The organism is Burkholderia sp. Ac-20392, assembly GCF_017104585.1.
GTDB classification, from domain to species: domain Bacteria; phylum Pseudomonadota; class Gammaproteobacteria; order Burkholderiales; family Burkholderiaceae; genus Burkholderia; species Burkholderia lata.
Window position 1 is genome coordinate 1 of record NZ_JAAGPB010000204.1, and the last position, 14,093, is coordinate 14,093.

The 14,093-nt window shown below is 66.6% G+C and carries 15 protein-coding genes and 1 pseudogene; 12 read left to right on the forward strand and 4 right to left on the reverse strand.

Annotated features, from left to right (window positions below; translation table 11 throughout):
- The 5 genes from mauD to G3N99_RS21505 all read left to right on the forward strand — a co-directional run.
- Nucleotides 1–512: methylamine dehydrogenase accessory protein MauD (gene mauD, locus G3N99_RS21485; protein ID WP_206123413.1), on the forward strand; the 512-nt coding region annotated here is incomplete at its 5' end.
- Between the two features lie 39 nt (nucleotides 513–551).
- A complete protein-coding gene (locus tag G3N99_RS21490; protein WP_206123414.1) occupies nucleotides 552–1,097 on the forward strand; it encodes a methylamine dehydrogenase light chain in 546 nt (181 codons plus the stop codon).
- Nucleotides 1,094–1,594, forward strand: coding sequence for a cytochrome c (locus G3N99_RS21495; protein WP_206123415.1), 501 nt, complete (start codon nucleotides 1,094–1,096; stop codon nucleotides 1,592–1,594). The genes G3N99_RS21490 and G3N99_RS21495 overlap by 4 nt, the downstream gene beginning before the upstream one ends.
- A 74-nt stretch (nucleotides 1,595–1,668) precedes the next feature.
- Nucleotides 1,669–2,136 carry a cytochrome c gene (locus G3N99_RS21500; RefSeq protein ID WP_241011776.1) on the forward strand — a complete coding sequence of 156 codons (468 nt, stop codon included), beginning with the start codon at nucleotides 1,669–1,671 and terminating at the stop codon, nucleotides 2,134–2,136.
- A 33-nt stretch (nucleotides 2,137–2,169) separates the two neighbouring features.
- On the forward strand, nucleotides 2,170–3,675 hold the full coding sequence (locus G3N99_RS21505; RefSeq protein WP_206123417.1) for an aldehyde dehydrogenase family protein: 1,506 nt from the start codon (nucleotides 2,170–2,172) through the stop codon (nucleotides 3,673–3,675).
- A 70-nt stretch (nucleotides 3,676–3,745) separates the two neighbouring features.
- On the opposite strand, the gene G3N99_RS21510 is transcribed toward G3N99_RS21505, so the two are convergent.
- Entirely contained in the window at nucleotides 3,746–4,189 is a 444-nt protein-coding gene (locus G3N99_RS21510; protein ID WP_206123418.1) for a DMT family transporter, read from the reverse strand.
- Nucleotides 4,190–4,310: 121 nt separating this feature from the next.
- On the opposite strand from G3N99_RS21510, the gene G3N99_RS21515 reads away from it, so the two are divergent.
- Complete coding sequence (locus G3N99_RS21515) at nucleotides 4,311–5,189, forward strand: LysR substrate-binding domain-containing protein (protein ID WP_206123419.1); 879 nt, start codon at nucleotides 4,311–4,313, stop codon at nucleotides 5,187–5,189.
- Nucleotides 5,190–5,243: 54 nt separating this feature from the next.
- On the opposite strand, the gene G3N99_RS21520 is transcribed toward G3N99_RS21515, so the two are convergent.
- Nucleotides 5,244–6,827, reverse strand: coding sequence for an isocitrate lyase (locus G3N99_RS21520; protein WP_206123420.1), 1,584 nt, complete (start codon nucleotides 6,825–6,827; stop codon nucleotides 5,244–5,246).
- A 610-nt stretch (nucleotides 6,828–7,437) separates the two neighbouring features.
- Between G3N99_RS21520 and G3N99_RS21525 the strand changes: the two genes are divergently transcribed.
- From G3N99_RS21525 to G3N99_RS21550, 6 genes are all read left to right on the forward strand, one after another.
- On the forward strand, nucleotides 7,438–8,391 hold the full coding sequence (locus G3N99_RS21525; RefSeq protein WP_174938982.1) for a choline ABC transporter substrate-binding protein: 954 nt from the start codon (nucleotides 7,438–7,440) through the stop codon (nucleotides 8,389–8,391).
- Nucleotides 8,392–8,470: 79 nt separating this feature from the next.
- Nucleotides 8,471–9,400, forward strand: coding sequence for a 3-keto-5-aminohexanoate cleavage protein (locus tag G3N99_RS21530; RefSeq protein WP_174936524.1), 930 nt, complete (start codon nucleotides 8,471–8,473; stop codon nucleotides 9,398–9,400).
- Nucleotides 9,401–9,488: 88 nt separating this feature from the next.
- Entirely contained in the window at nucleotides 9,489–10,454 is a 966-nt protein-coding gene (locus G3N99_RS21535) for an L-carnitine dehydrogenase (RefSeq protein WP_006484739.1), read from the forward strand.
- A 12-nt stretch (nucleotides 10,455–10,466) separates the two neighbouring features.
- The gene (locus tag G3N99_RS21540; RefSeq protein WP_206123421.1) at nucleotides 10,467–10,955 is read left to right on the forward strand and encodes a thioesterase family protein; all 489 of its coding nucleotides are present in this window, start codon (nucleotides 10,467–10,469) and stop codon (nucleotides 10,953–10,955) included.
- 33 nt (nucleotides 10,956–10,988) lie between these two features.
- On the forward strand, nucleotides 10,989–11,945 hold the full coding sequence (locus G3N99_RS21545; RefSeq protein ID WP_206123422.1) for an alpha/beta hydrolase: 957 nt from the start codon (nucleotides 10,989–10,991) through the stop codon (nucleotides 11,943–11,945).
- Nucleotides 11,946–11,967: 22 nt separating this feature from the next.
- Nucleotides 11,968–13,164 (forward strand): TauD/TfdA family dioxygenase, encoded by a 1,197-nt coding sequence (locus G3N99_RS21550; RefSeq protein ID WP_206123423.1) that lies wholly within the window; start codon nucleotides 11,968–11,970, stop codon nucleotides 13,162–13,164.
- 202 nt (nucleotides 13,165–13,366) lie between these two features.
- Here G3N99_RS21550 and G3N99_RS21555 read toward each other — a convergent pair whose 3' ends face one another.
- Together G3N99_RS21555 and G3N99_RS21560 are read right to left on the reverse strand one after the other, a co-directional pair.
- Nucleotides 13,367–13,663 carry a DUF4148 domain-containing protein gene (locus G3N99_RS21555; RefSeq protein ID WP_174938990.1) on the reverse strand — a complete coding sequence of 99 codons (297 nt, stop codon included), beginning with the start codon at nucleotides 13,661–13,663 and terminating at the stop codon, nucleotides 13,367–13,369.
- A 214-nt stretch (nucleotides 13,664–13,877) separates the two neighbouring features.
- Nucleotides 13,878–14,093, reverse strand: a pseudogene (locus tag G3N99_RS21560) (short-chain dehydrogenase); the annotation flags it as partial.

A 14,093-nucleotide genomic window follows, 5' to 3' on the forward strand; every position in this document is an offset into this window, starting at 1 on the left:
TCGGCGCATTGATGATCGACAAGGGGCCGGCGGTCGGCGCGATCGCGCCGACCTTCGAACTGACCGACATTCGCGGCTCGCAGGTGAAGGTCGGCGGTTTCGAGGCGTCGGGCAAGGCGACGCTGCTGTTCTTCCTGTCGCCGACGTGCCCCGTCTGCAAGAAGCTGCTGCCGCTGCTGCCGTCGTTGCAGGCGAGCGAAGCGACGCCGGTGAACATCGTGCTCGCGAGCGACGGCGAGGTCGACGAACACACGCGCTTCGCGCGCAAGCACGACCTCGGACGCTTCCCGTACGTGTTGTCGCAGGAACTCGGCCTTGCGTACCAGATCGGCAAGCTGCCGTATGCGGTGCTGCTCGACGAAACCGGCACGGTGCGCGCGAAGGGGCTCGTCAATACGCGCGAGCATCTCGAGAGCCTGTTCGAAGCGAAGGAGCGTGGCGTCGCATCGCTGCAGCAGTTCGTGCATGGCGATCACGGCCACGACCACGACGCACACGCGCAGCACGCATGACCGGCCGCCCCTCATTCAACGTCAAGGGAGAACAACGACATGGGCCTGTTTGATTCATGGTTCGAGCGGTCGGCGCGCGGCGTCGCGCAGCACAGCTCGCGGCGCAGCGCGATGGCGAAGCTCGGCAAGGTGCTGGTGGGGTCGGCGATGCTGCCGCTGCTGCCCGTCGATCGCACCGCGTATGCGGCCGATGCGGCATCGGGCGCATCGGCGGCGTCCGGCGGCGCCGGATCGGGAGCAAGCGACGATCCGATGAGCTGCGACTACTGGAAATACTGCGCGATCGACGGCTGGCTGTGCAGTTGCTGCGGCGGCACGTCGAGCAGTTGCCCGCCGGGCACGACGCCGTCACCCATTACGTGGATCGGCACGTGCCGCAACCCGCACGACGGTTCGGACTACATCGTGTCGTACAACGATTGCTGCGGCAAGACGTCGTGCGGCAAGTGCTTCTGCAACCGCAACGAGCGCGAGAAGCCGCTGTACAAGCTGTCGCTGAACAACGACATCAACTGGTGCATGGCCAACGGCAATTCGAACTATCACTGTTCGGTTTCGGTTCTGCTGGGAGCGGCGAAGCAATGAAAGGGAAGCAAGCAGGAAAGATCGCCGTCGCATGCATGACGGCCGTGGCAGCCTTGGTGTTGGCGGGCCCCGCCGGCGCGCAGGAAGCCGTGCATTACCCGGCCGGCAAGAGCCTGTTCGACGCGCAGTGCGCGGTGTGCCACCAGGCGGGCGGCAAGGGGCAGGACGGCCTCGCGCCGCCGCTGACCGAGTATCCGGGCAAGTATGCGACGGCCGAGCCGGGGCGCGCGCAACTGGTCGCGACGCTGCTGCACGGGATGTTCGGCGAGATCAAGGTGCGCGACAAGAATTACAACTTCAAGATGCCGTCGTTTGCGAGCGCGAGCGATGACGATATCGCGCACGTGCTCAACTACGTCGTGTTCGATCTCAACGCGCAGCACGGCGACGCGAAGCCGTTCACCGCGGCCGATATCCGCGCGGCGCGCGCGAAGGCGATGGACGGCACGGCCGTTCATGCGCAACGCGAGGTCGTCATCAAGGGGCTCGGCCTGTGACGCTCGCCCGCGCGCCTCGTGTTGGCGACGCCGTATCGCGCACGCGGTGCGCGGAGTCGTCGTGGCTCGGTGGCATGTCGCGTCGTCTGTCATCGTTGCTGATGCTGGCCGGGGCGGTCGTCGGTTTGGCCGCAGCCCCCGCGCATGCCGAAGGCGCGGCCGACACGGCGCTCGCGCGGCAGCACTGGGTGCTCAACTGCATGGGCTGCCACACGGCGACAGGCGGCGGTATCCCCGGCAAGGTACCGCCGCTCGCCAACTCGCTCGGCTATTTCACGCATCTGCCGGCCGGGCGCGAGTACGTGATGCGCGTGCCCGGCGCGTCGAACTCGGCGCTGTCGGACCAGGATCTGGCCGACGTGCTCAACTGGGTACTCACGACCATGAACCGCGACGCGCTGCCGCGCGACTTCAAGCCGTATACGGCCGCCGAAGTCGCCGCGCATCGCCGTCCCGCTTTTTCCGACGTCGCGACCGTGCGCGCCGGCCTCGTTCGCGCGTTGCAGGCACGCGGGATCGACGGCGTCACGGATCGCTACTGACCGATTCATTCTGGAACTCGAGGAAGATCGAAGATGGAGACGAACGACAATTTCCCGCTGCTCGACGCCACGCGCGCGTTTCTCGCGAAGCCGAAGAAGATGCTGATCGGCGCCGAGTGGAGCGATGCGGCGTCGGGCCGCCAGCTCGACGTCGTGAACCCGGCCGACGGCACCGTGCTCGCGCGTGTGCCCGAAGCGGACGAGCACGACGTGCAGCAGGCCATCGCGGCCGCGCGGCGTGCATTCGACGCGGGGCCGTGGCGCACCGCGAAGACCACAGATCGCGAGCGCCTGCTGCTGACGCTCGCGGACCTGATCGAAGCAAATGCGCGCGAGCTGGCCGAGATCGAGTCGCTCGACAACGGCAAGCCCGTGATGGTGGCGCAGGGCCTCGATGTGGCGATGGCCGCGCAGTGCTTCCGCTACATGGCCGGCTGGGCGACGAAGATCGAAGGCAGCGTGATCGATGCAGGCATGCCGTATATGCCGGACAGCGAGATCTTCACCTATACGCGCAAGGAGCCCGTCGGCGTGGTCGGCGCGATCATTCCGTGGAATTTCCCGCTGCTGATGGCCGCGTGGAAGCTTGCGCCCGCGCTGGCCACGGGCTGCACCGTGGTGTTGAAGCCCGCGGAAGACACGCCGCTGAGTGCATTGCGACTCGGCGAGCTGATTCAGGCGGCCGGCTTTCCCGACGGCGTCGTCAATATCGTCACCGGCTACGGTCACACGGCCGGCGCCGCGTTGTCGAGCGATCCGCGCATCGACAAGATCGCGTTCACGGGCTCGACGCAGACGGGCAAGACGATCGGCCACGCGGCGCTCGACAACATGACGCGGATGTCGCTCGAACTCGGCGGCAAGTCGCCGGTGATCGTGCTGCCCGACGTCGATCCCGACAAGGCCGCACTGGGCGTGGCGAACGCGATCTTCTTCAACCAGGGGCAGGTGTGCACGGCCGGGTCGCGCGCGTACATCCATGCGAAAGTGTTCGACGATGTGATCGAGCGCGTCGCGAAGATCGCCGCGAGCCTGAAGATCGGCCCGGGGATGGACCCGTCGACGCAGATCGGCCCGCTCGTCTCGGCGAAGCAGCGCCAGCGCGTGTGCGGTTATATCGACTCGGGCTTCGGCGAGGGAGCGCGTGCTGCCGCGGGCGGCCGCGCGATCGACGGCCCCGGCTTCTTCGTCGAACCGACCGTGCTGGTCGATACGACGCAGGCGATGCGCGTTGTGCGCGAGGAGATCTTCGGGCCGGTGCTCGTCGCGATGCCGTTCGACGACGTCGACACGGCCGTGCGGCTCGCCAACGACACGCCGTACGGCCTCGGCGCGAGCATCTGGTCGAACGACCTTTCCGCGATTCACAAGCTGATCCCGCGCATCGCGGCCGGCACGGTGTGGGTCAACTGCCACTCGCTGCTCGACAACGCGATGCCGTTCGGCGGGATGAAGCAGTCGGGTTTCGGTCGCGAACTCGGCCGCGCGGTGATCGACCAGTACACGGAAAGCAAGTCGGTGATGATGAACTACGCATGAGCGTAGTGGCGGGTGCGCGCATTGCCGGTGGTGCGGCAATGCGCGCACCCGGCAGCGGTATGCAGCCGCGTCACGCACGAACCAGCACGACCCCGAGAATGAGGCACGCCGCGCCGGCCAGGCGGATCGGGCTGGCCGCGTGCTGCTGGATGCCGAGCACGCCGAAGTGGTCGAACACGAGCGCGCCGGTCATCTGCCCGACGACGATCAGCGCGAGTGTCGTCGCGGCGCCCAGTCGCGGCACCATCAGGATCGCGATGCCGACGAATACCGCGCCGAAAATCCCACCGGTCCAGCTGAACCACGACCCGGCGCTGGTGACGGCGCCGGTCAAGCGCGGATGCGGGGACAGGAGTGCGACGGCGAGCATCGCGGCGAGGCCGACGAGGTAGCTGACCGAGCCAGCCCACCACGGCGAGCCGAGCTGCGTGCGGAGATTGGCGTTGAGCACCTGTTGCAACGCCACGCTGACGCCGGCGGCAACGACCAGCAGATAGGACAGGAGAGTAGTCACGAAGAGGAAGGCTCCGGCGTTGTGGCCGCGACGACGGGTCCGGCACGGCAGGCTTCCATTCTGGGAAGCGCGACGGTATAACGCAAATATCAAATCGGGCGCTTATCCATCTCTTTTCGGCATGCCATCCCTGAGGCAAATTCAGTATTTCCTGACCGTGGCCGATCTCGGCGGCTTCACGCCGGCCGCGAGCGCGCTCCATGTCGCGCAGTCGGCGCTCAGCCGGCAGATCGGTCAGCTGGAAGACGAACTGGGGTTCCGGCTGTTCGACCGTGAGCCGAGAGGGGTACGGCTCACGCCGGCCGGTGCGATCTATCGCGATCGCGTGGCGTCGATTCCCGCGACCCTGACCGCCGCAGCCGAGGAGGGTGCGCAGTTGTCGCGCGGCGAGGCGGGCGTATTGCGGCTCCTGCATTCCAGCACCGTTCCCGTCGGCAGCCTGATGCCGGTGCTCGAGCGCTTCATGAGCGAGTGTCCGGGCGCGCGGATCGATCTCGACCGCGCGTCATCCGAGGATCAGGTGCTGGAGATCGCGAACGGCAACGCCGATATCGGGATCGTTCGTTTGCCGGTGCTGCGCCGCGATCCGCGCGTGCGCTTCGTCGAGCTCGCGGCCGAGCGTTTGTGCGTGGCGGTGCCGGCCGATCATCCGCTGGCGGGCCGCAAGCGCACGGCGATTTCGCGGCTGCGGCACGAGCCGTTCGTATCGGCCGTGTATCGGGAGCGGGGCGGGCTGGCCCGCGTCGTGATCGATCTTTGCCTGAAGCGGGGCTTCGTGCCGGCCAGCGCCCGGATCGTGTCGCCGAAGACATCGATGCTGAATCTCGTCGCGGCCGGACAAGGCGTGGCGATCGTGCCGGAACGGATGGCGAGTCTCGGGATCGACGGGGTCGTCTTCGTGCCGATTTCGGATGAGGACGCCAAGTCGGTGTGCGCGCTGGTGTTGCCGGTCGAGCCGACGGTGCTGGCGGAAGCGTTCGTGCGGGTTATCGAGGAATAAAAAAACGCCAACCCGCAATCAACGGGTTGGCGTTTCGCCTGGAGATGACCGGTATCAGAACTGGTTCATCGTGTTGTCCTTGCCTGCCGCCTTCAGCGCTGCGTCGCCGCTGAAGTATTCCTTGTGATCGTCACCGATGTCCGAGCCGGACATGTTCTGGTGCTTCACGCAGGCGATACCCTGACGGATTTCCTTGCGCTGCACGCCGGCCACGTAGCCGAGCATGCCCTGGTCGCCGAAGTATTCCTTGGCCAGGTTGTCGGTCGACAGCGCGGCGGTGTGGTACGTCGGCAGCGTGATCAGGTGGTGGAAGATGCCTGCTTCACGCGATGCGTCCGCCTGGAACGTACGGATCTTCTCGTCGGCCAGCTTGGCCAGTTCCGTCTCGTCGTATTCCACGCTCATCAGCTGCGCACGGTCGTAGGCCGACACGTCCTTGCCTTCGGCCTTCAGCGCGTCGTACGCCTGCTGACGGAAGTTCAGCGTCCAGTTGAACGACGGGCTGTTGTTGTACACCAGCTTCGCGTTCGGGATGACCTTGCGGATCTCGCTGACCATGCCGCCGATCTGAGCGATGTGCGGTTTTTCGGTTTCGATCCACAGCAGGTCGGCGCCGTTCTGCAGCGACGTGATGCAGTCGAGCACGCAGCGCGCTTCGCCCGTGCCGGCGCGGAACTGGAACAGGTTGCTCGGCAGGCGCTTCGGACGCAGCAGCTTGCCGTCGCGCTTGATGACGACGTCACCGTTGCCCAGTTGGTCAGCCGACAGTTCTTCGCAATCGAGGAACGCGTTGTACTGGTCGCCCAGGTCGCCCGGCGTGGCGGTCACGGCGATCTGCTTGGTCAGGCCGGCGCCCAGCGAGTCGGTACGGGCCACGATGATGCCGTCGTCCACGCCCAGTTCCAGGAACGCGTAGCGGATCGCGCGGATCTTCGCGAGGAAGTCCTCGTGCGGCACGGTGACCTTGCCGTCCTGGTGGCCGCACTGCTTCTCGTCGGACACCTGGTTTTCGATCTGGATACAGCATGCGCCTGCTTCGATGAACTGCTTGGCCAGCAGGTACGTGGCTTCCGCGTTGCCGAAACCGGCGTCGATGTCGGCGATGATCGGCACGACGTGCGTGACGTGGTTGTCGATCTTGTCCTGGATTGCTGCCTTCGCGGTAGCGTCCTTGGTGGCGTCGAGCTCGCGGAACAGGCCGCCCAGTTCACGGGCGTCGGCCTGGCGCAGGAACGTGTACAGCTCGCGGATCAGCGCGCTGACCGAGGTCTTTTCGTGCATCGACTGGTCCGGCAGCGGGCCGAACTCGGAACGCAGCGCAGCGACCATCCAGCCGGACAGGTACAGATAGCGGCGTTCGGTGCTGTTGAAGTGCTTCTTGATGGAGATCATCTTCTGCTGGCCGATGAAGCCGTGCCAGCAACCCAGCGACTGCGTGTACTTGGCCGGGTCGGCGTCGTAGGCGGCCATGTCGGCGCGCATGATCTTCGCGGTGTACTTGGCGATGTCCAGGCCCGTCTTGAACTTGTTCTGGGCACGCATGCGGGCAGCGTACTCGGGGCTGATCGCATTCCACGCGCTGCCGTGGTTTTCTTTCAAACCGGCAACTGCCTTGATGTCGTCTTGATACTGGGCCATGTCAATCTCCTGGGAGCAAAGCGCGTTTGAGTAACTGGTTGAGCGTGCCCGCTGCGTCTGTCGAAGCGAACTGCATGGGATAAATAGTAACGCCGCCCGTCGAGCTTTTGGTGATGTCTTATATAAGACATAAGACATTATTTTTGCTTGATTTTCAATGGGTTACGTTGTGGTTTTTGCAATGCAAAACAAGTTTTCAAGCGACGAAAAGGCCTCGGTGCGGGAATTCGCCGCAGATTCCACAATACGAAACGCCCTTTCGGCTGCTGGGGGCCGGGCCAGCTTCACACGCGCCCGTGACACCCGTTCGTCGGGGCGGCGCGAGTGCCGCGGGACCGAAGCCGCACCGGCCCGCCGTTTGGGCCGGGCGGAATCGAAAGCGTCGCGCCGCATGTGGACAAGCTGAATCCATCGGGAATACGCGTGAAAACCCCGTCCACCAAGCCTTTCAAGAAACCTAGTGGTTTCCACTCATAGTCGCAAATAGTCAAGAACAGGTCGCCGCCGGTCTTCTCGCGACCAATATGGCTCGTTACTTTTACTCCCACGATGCAGGCCGGGCACACCCCGCGCGCCGGCTGCCGCGAGTCCAACCGGGAGAAAACGAACCATGAAGTCGACGAAGATCGCCGCGCTTGCCGCGGCCGTGCTGGCGACCGGCGCGTTCACGCACACGGCGCTTGCCGAAACGGATGCCGCGACCTGCCGTACCGTGCGTTTCGCGGATATCGGCTGGACCGACATCACGTCGACCACGGCGCTCGCGTCGACCGTGTTCGAGGCGCTCGGCTACAAGCCGACCACGACGATCGCGTCGGTGCCGATCTCGTTCGCCGGCCTGAAGAGCAAGCAGCTCGACGTGTCGCTCGGCTACTGGTGGCCCGTGCAGCAGAAGCAGCTCCAGCCGTTCCTCGACAACAAGTCGATCAACGTCGTCGAACCGCCGAACCTGTCGGGCGCGAAGGCGACGCTCGCGGTGCCGAGCTATGAATACCAGGCCGGCCTGAAGACCTTCGAGGACATCGCGAAACACCGCACGGAACTCGACGGCAAGATCTACGGGATCGAGCCGGGCAGCAGCGCGAACGCGACGATCCAGAAGATGATCGACACGAACCAGTACGGGCTCGGCGGCTTCAAGCTCGTCGAGTCGAGCGAGGCCGGGATGCTGGTGACGGTCGAGCGTGCGATCCGCGAGAAGAAGTGGGTCGTGTTCCTCGGCTGGGAACCGCATCCGATGAACATCCAGCTCAGCATGAACTATCTCTCCGGCGGCGACGCGTCGTTCGGGCCCAACTACGGCGAAGCGCGCGTGTACACGCTCACGGCGCCCGACTTCATTTCACGTTGCCCGAACGCGGGCAAGCTCGTCACGAACCTGCGCTTCTCGACGCAGCTCGAGAACCAGCTGATGCAGTCGGTGATGAACAAGACGAAGCCGGCCGAGGCCGCGAAGGCGTACCTGAAGAAGAACCCGCAGGTGCTCGATCCGTGGCTCGCGGGCGTCAAGACGTTCGACGGCAAGGACGGGCTGCCGGCCGTGAAGGCGTATCTCGGCCTGTGACGGCCCGCGCGCCGCACGCGGCGCGCCCTGACGAAACATCCGCATTGCGACACAACCCGATTCAAGCGAGGCAATCAGCATGAACCACGAAGTCATCATCACCTGCGCCGTCACCGGCGCGGGCGATACGGTCGGCAAGCATCCGGCGATTCCGGTCACGCCGAAGGAGATCGCGGCCGCCGCGATCGAGGCCGCGAAGGCCGGCGCGACGGTGGCGCACTGCCACGTGCGCGATCCGCAGACGGGGCGCGGCAGCCGCGACCCGAACCTGTACCGCGAAGTGGTCGACCGCATCCGCTCGGCCGACGTCGACGTGATCATCAACCTGACTGCCGGCATGGGCGGCGATCTCGAGATCGGCCCGGGCGAGGACCCGATGCGTTTCGGCCAGGGCACCGATCTGGTCGGCGGCCTCACGCGTCTCGCACACGTCGAGGAACTGCTGCCCGAGATCTGCACGCTGGACTGCGGCACGCTGAATTTCGGCGACGGCGACTACATCTACGTGTCGACGCCCGCGCAGTTGCGCGCCGGCGCGAAGCGCATCCAGGCACTCGGCGTGAAGCCGGAGCTGGAGATCTTCGACACGGGCCATCTGTGGTTCGCGAAGCAGTTGCTGAAGGAAGGGCTGCTCGACGATCCGCCGCTGTTCCAGCTGTGCCTCGGCATTCCGTGGGGCGCACCGGCGGACACGGGCACGATGAAGGCGATGGTCGACAACCTGCCGCCGGGCGCGCACTGGGCCGGCTTCGGGATCGGCCGCATGCAGATGCCGATGGTTGCGCAGGCGATGCTGCTCGGCGGCCACGTGCGCGTCGGCCTCGAAGACAACATCTGGCTCGATCGCGGCGTGCATGCGACCAACGGCACGCTCGTCGAGCGCGCGAGAGAGATCATCGAACGGCTCGGTGGCCGCGTGCTGACGCCGGCCGAAGGCCGCCGCAAGCTCGGCTTGCCCGCACGCGGCGAGCGTCTGCTCGAACGCCGTGCGGTTGCCGAGTTCGCGTGAGTGGTTCCCCTGACTGATTGATACGACGCGGCGGCACGCCCAGGCGCGGCCGCCCACCGATTTCCCCTGATTTGAAGGATGCGTTGACATGGCTGTGAAGACCGACATCAAGACGTTCGCCGCCATCGGCACCGGCGTGATCGGCAGTGGCTGGATTTCCCGCGCGCTCGCGCACGGTCTCGACGTGGTCGTATGGGATCCCGCGCCGGGCGCGGAAGCGCGGCTGCGCGCGAACGTCGCGAACGCGTGGCCCGCGCTCGAACGCGTCGGCCTCGCGCCGGGCGCTGATCCCGCGCGGCTGCGTTTCGTCTCGACGATCGAGGCATGCGTCGCCGACGCGGATTTCATCCAGGAAAGCGCACCCGAGCGCGAGGCGCTGAAGCTCGAACTGCACGAGCAGATCAGCCGTGCGGCGAAGCCCGACGCGATCATCGCGTCGTCGACATCGGGCCTGTTGCCGACGGATTTCTACGCGCGGGCGACGCATCCGGAGCGCTGCGTGGTCGGCCATCCGTTCAACCCCGTCTACCTGCTGCCGCTCGTCGAAGTGCTCGGCGGCGCGCGCACGTCGCCGGAAGCGGTCGAAGGCGCGATGGAGATCTATCGCAAGCTCGGCATGCGGCCGCTGCACGTGCGCAAGGAAGTGCCGGGCTTCATCGCCGATCGCCTGCTCGAAGCGTTGTGGCGCGAAGCGCTGCACCTCGTCAACGAAGGCGTCGCGACGACCGGCGAGATCGACGACGCGATCCGCTTCGGCGCGGGCATCCGCTGGTCGTTCATGGGCACGTTCCTGACCTACACGCTCGCGGGCGGCGACGCGGGCATGCGACACTTCATGCAGCAGTTCGGCCCCGCGCTCGAATTGCCGTGGACGAAGCTGGTCGCGCCGACGTTGACCGATGCGCTGATCGACAGCGTCGTCGAAGGCACGACCGAACAGCAGGGCACGCGCAGCATCAAGGAACTCGAACGCTATCGCGACGAGTGCATCACCGAGGTGCTGAAGTCGATCGCCGCGGTGAAGGCGCGGCACGGGATGCGATTCGAAGACTGAGGACGAGAGACGATGACCGGCGATACCCCGCTGACGATTTACCGCGACGTAGTGCGGCCCGAATGGGTCGACTACAACGGCCACTTGCGCGATGCGTTCTACCTGCTGATCTTCAGCTTCGCGACCGATGCGCTGCTGGATCGCATCGGCCTCGATGACGCTGCGCGCCGCGAGCGGGGCCGCTCGGTCTACACGCTCGAAGCGCACGTGAACTACCTGCACGAGATCAAGGAGGGCACGCCGATGCGTGTCGACGCGCGTGTGCTCGCGCACGACGCGAAGCGGCTGCACCTGTATCTCGAGCTGTTCGCTGCCGGGCACGACGATGCGGTATCGGCGAGCGAGCAGATGCTGCTGCACGTCGACACGCGCGACGGCGCGAAATCGGCGCCGTTCGACGACGACGTGGCCGCGCGCGTGGCCGAACTGCATGCATTGCAGCGCGATTGCGCAGCACCCGCGTATGCGGGCCGCGTGATCGGGCTGCCGCCGCGCCGTTAGCCGGCGCGAACCTTCAACCTCGGAGCGCACACGATGCTCGAACCGGAAATCGCGGCGTTCGTTGCAGCCGTCGACGCGTGGTATCCGGCCGACGCGGCGGCGCGCTCGCCCGGCGAGCAGCGCCGCCTGTACGACCGCTTCGCGGCCGAATGGACCCCGGCCGCGCTGCCGGCCGGCATCGTGCGGCAGGACGCCGTGTGGCATGCGCCCGATGGCCGCGCGATTGCGTTGCGGCGCTATACGTCCGCGCACGGCACACCGCGCGGCACGGCGCTGTTCTTTCATGGCGGCGGCTTCGTCGTCGGCTCGCTCGACAGTCATGCGCTGATCACCGCGCAACTGGCGGCCGATACGGGGCTCGACGTGATCGCGGTCGACTATCGGCTCGCGCCCGAGCATCGCGCGCCGGCCGCGCTCGAAGATTGCCTGGAGGTCACGCGCGCCGCGCGCGACGCACGCTGGTCGTTCGGGCCGTGCGTGCATCCGCTGACGCTCGCGGGCGACAGCGCGGGCGGCATGCTCGCGGCGGCCGTGGCCACCGCGTTGCGCGATGCGGGCGAAGGCGGTGTCGACGGCATCGCGCTCGTCTATCCGATGCTCGGGTTCGAACCGCAATCGCCCGCGCGCGAAACGGAAGCGCACGCGCCGATGCTGACGCTCGACGACGTCCATCGCTATCGCGCGCTGTACTGGGAAGGCGGCTTGCTCGATGCGCTGGGAGACGGCAACCCGCTGCTGCGCGCGTCGGTACCGCTCGCGGCTTCGCGTTTCGACGGCCTGCCGCCCGTGCTCGCGATCGGCGCGGAACACGATCCATTGCGCGACGATGCGCGCGTGTATGTCGAACGGATTCGCGCGGCCGGCGGTGCCGCGCATTACTGGATGGGAGAGGGGCTGGTGCACGGCTGCTGGCGCGCGCTCGGGACGAGCCCGCAGGCGGCGCGGCTGCACCGGACGGTCGGCGGGTTTCTGCTCGCACCACACGCGTAGCGGGCGTTTCCGGGAGGCAACGATGCAGGCAGCGCAACACCGTATCGAGGACTGGCGGACGTTTTCGGCCGACGCGGCCATTGCGGCGGCGACGATTGGCGATGGCGCGGTGGACGTCGAGTGGAGCGACACGCGACGATCGCCGTTTCATTTCGACTGGCTGCGCGACAACTGCGCGTGTGCCGCGTGCGTGCACGCCGTCACGCGTGAACAGGTGTTCGAGATCGCCGACGCGCGCGAGGATCTCTCCGCGCTCACGGTGCATGTCGAAACCGACGGCGCGCTGCATGTCGAGTGGAACGACGGCCATCGCAGCGCGTGGTCGCCGGGCTGGTTGCGCGCGCATGCGTACGACGACGCGTCGCGCGCGGAGCGTCAGGCCGCGCATGGGCGGCACGTATGGGCCGGCGACGATGCGACGGCCATCGGCGTGTTCGCGTGGCGCGACGTGATGGAGGACGACGGTGCATTGCTCGCATGGCTCGCCGCATTGCAACGCACGGGGCTGACGCTCGTCGAAGGCGTGCCGGCCGAGCGTGGCCGTGTCGACGAGATCGCGCGCCGCATCGGCCTGATCCGCGAAAGCAATTTCGGCGTGCTGTTCGACGTCGAATCGAAGCCGCGCCCGGACAGCAATGCGTATACGTCGCTGAACCTGCCGCCGCATACCGACTTGCCGACCCGCGAGTTGCAGCCGGGCGTGCAGTTCCTGCATTGCCTCGCGAACGATGCGACCGGCGGCGACAGCGTGTTCCTCGACGGCTTTGCGCTTGCCGATGCGCTGCGGCGCGAGCATCCGGCCGATTTTGAACGACTCGCGGCGACGCCGTTTGAGTTCTGGAACAAGAGTGCGAACAGCGACTACCGCTGCTCGGCGCCGGTGATCGGGCTCGATGCGCGCGGCAACGTGACCGAGGTGCGCGTCGCGAACTTCCTGCGCGGGCCGCTCGATGCACCGGCCGGCTCGGTCGCGGACGTCTATCGTGCGTACCGGCGGTTTCTCGCGCTGGCGCGCGAGCCGCGCTTTCGCGTGCAGCGCCGGCTGCGGGCGGGTGACATGTGGGCGTTCGACAACCGGCGCGTGCTGCATGCGCGCACCGAGTTCGATCCGTCTACCGGACGCCGGCACCTGCAGGGCTGCTACGTCGATCGCGACGAGTTGCTGTCGCGGTGGCGCGTGTTGTCGCGATCGGCGCCTGCGGCGGCTGTATCGCGCTGACGGTTGCGCCCGGCTTCACCATGCCCGTACGCCTACCTCGCAGATGAAAAAGCGCCCGGACGCCAGGCGTCCGGGCGAAGCCACCCGTTGCCGGGCGGCGGAGGTATGCGTTTCATAAAAAAGGACGAGCCCCGCAAGGGGGCTCGTCCGGACTTTCGTGCTTCATCGCGCGACGCGCGGCGCCCGCCGAGGGCGCATCGGCTTACTGGCCGAAGAAGATCGAGTCGCGAGCGTTCGACGACGCTGCCGGGGCGCCCGAGTGGACGACCGGAGCCGGTTGCGCGCCGTAGCCGCTGGTGTCGGCACCATGAACACGCGCTTCGGCGCTCTGGATGTCGTTCGGGTAGTACGGGCTCGACAGGCCCGGCTTGTAGCCGGCTTGTTCGAGCTGAACCAGTTCGTTGCGCACTTGAGCGCGAGTCACGGTGCTTTGGGCGAATGCGCCAAACGAAGCGGACAGGGCGGCAGCGGCAACGACTGCGGAAACGAGCGATTTCATGATGACCTCCGGTGTTTTATTGAGTTCGCTCTCGACACCATGTCTTAAGCGATTGATCAAATCTTAGTCATCGGAAGGTTCAGGGTAAACGCTGATTTTGACGATAGATTGTTTCCTGAGCGGTAACAGTAGTCCGTCGGATCAGGCTTTCAACCAGCTTTCTTTTCGATTGATGCAACAAGTATGACGAATATTGCAGAGGGCGAAGCGCGCTTCAGCGCACCTCGGCCGCCGTGTCGAACGGCCGGCCCGGCGAGCGTCCGGCCGGCGCGCCCGAACTGAGGAAGCGCACGCCCGTCGCGGCTTCCGAGGCTTCCCACAGCAGTGCCGCCGAGGCCACGTCGCGCGCTGCGCGTGGCACGCTCGCGGGCGCCGGCAGCCCGCGCGACTCGAACAATCCGGACGGCCCGATGTAAGCGCCGCCAGCGAG

What these genes read in the sequence shown, in the direction of transcription:
- G3N99_RS21490 (WP_206123414.1), top strand. Translation starts at nt 552, where the DNA reads ATGGGCCTGTTTGATTCATGGTTCGAGCGGTCGGCGCGCGGCGTCGCG.
- G3N99_RS21495 (WP_206123415.1), top strand. Translation starts at nt 1,094, where the DNA reads ATGAAAGGGAAGCAAGCAGGAAAGATCGCCGTCGCATGCATGACGGCC.
- G3N99_RS21500 (WP_241011776.1), top strand. Translation starts at nt 1,669, where the DNA reads ATGTCGCGTCGTCTGTCATCGTTGCTGATGCTGGCCGGGGCGGTCGTC.
- G3N99_RS21505 (WP_206123417.1), top strand. Translation starts at nt 2,170, where the DNA reads ATGGAGACGAACGACAATTTCCCGCTGCTCGACGCCACGCGCGCGTTT.
- G3N99_RS21515 (WP_206123419.1), top strand. Translation starts at nt 4,311, where the DNA reads ATGCCATCCCTGAGGCAAATTCAGTATTTCCTGACCGTGGCCGATCTC.
- G3N99_RS21520 (WP_206123420.1), bottom strand. Translation starts at nt 6,827, where the DNA reads ATGGCCCAGTATCAAGACGACATCAAGGCAGTTGCCGGTTTGAAAGAA.
- G3N99_RS21525 (WP_174938982.1), top strand. Translation starts at nt 7,438, where the DNA reads ATGAAGTCGACGAAGATCGCCGCGCTTGCCGCGGCCGTGCTGGCGACC.
- G3N99_RS21530 (WP_174936524.1), top strand. Translation starts at nt 8,471, where the DNA reads ATGAACCACGAAGTCATCATCACCTGCGCCGTCACCGGCGCGGGCGAT.
- G3N99_RS21535 (WP_006484739.1), top strand. Translation starts at nt 9,489, where the DNA reads ATGGCTGTGAAGACCGACATCAAGACGTTCGCCGCCATCGGCACCGGC.
- G3N99_RS21540 (WP_206123421.1), top strand. Translation starts at nt 10,467, where the DNA reads ATGACCGGCGATACCCCGCTGACGATTTACCGCGACGTAGTGCGGCCC.
- G3N99_RS21545 (WP_206123422.1), top strand. Translation starts at nt 10,989, where the DNA reads ATGCTCGAACCGGAAATCGCGGCGTTCGTTGCAGCCGTCGACGCGTGG.
- G3N99_RS21550 (WP_206123423.1), top strand. Translation starts at nt 11,968, where the DNA reads ATGCAGGCAGCGCAACACCGTATCGAGGACTGGCGGACGTTTTCGGCC.
- G3N99_RS21555 (WP_174938990.1), bottom strand. Translation starts at nt 13,663, where the DNA reads ATGAAATCGCTCGTTTCCGCAGTCGTTGCCGCTGCCGCCCTGTCCGCT.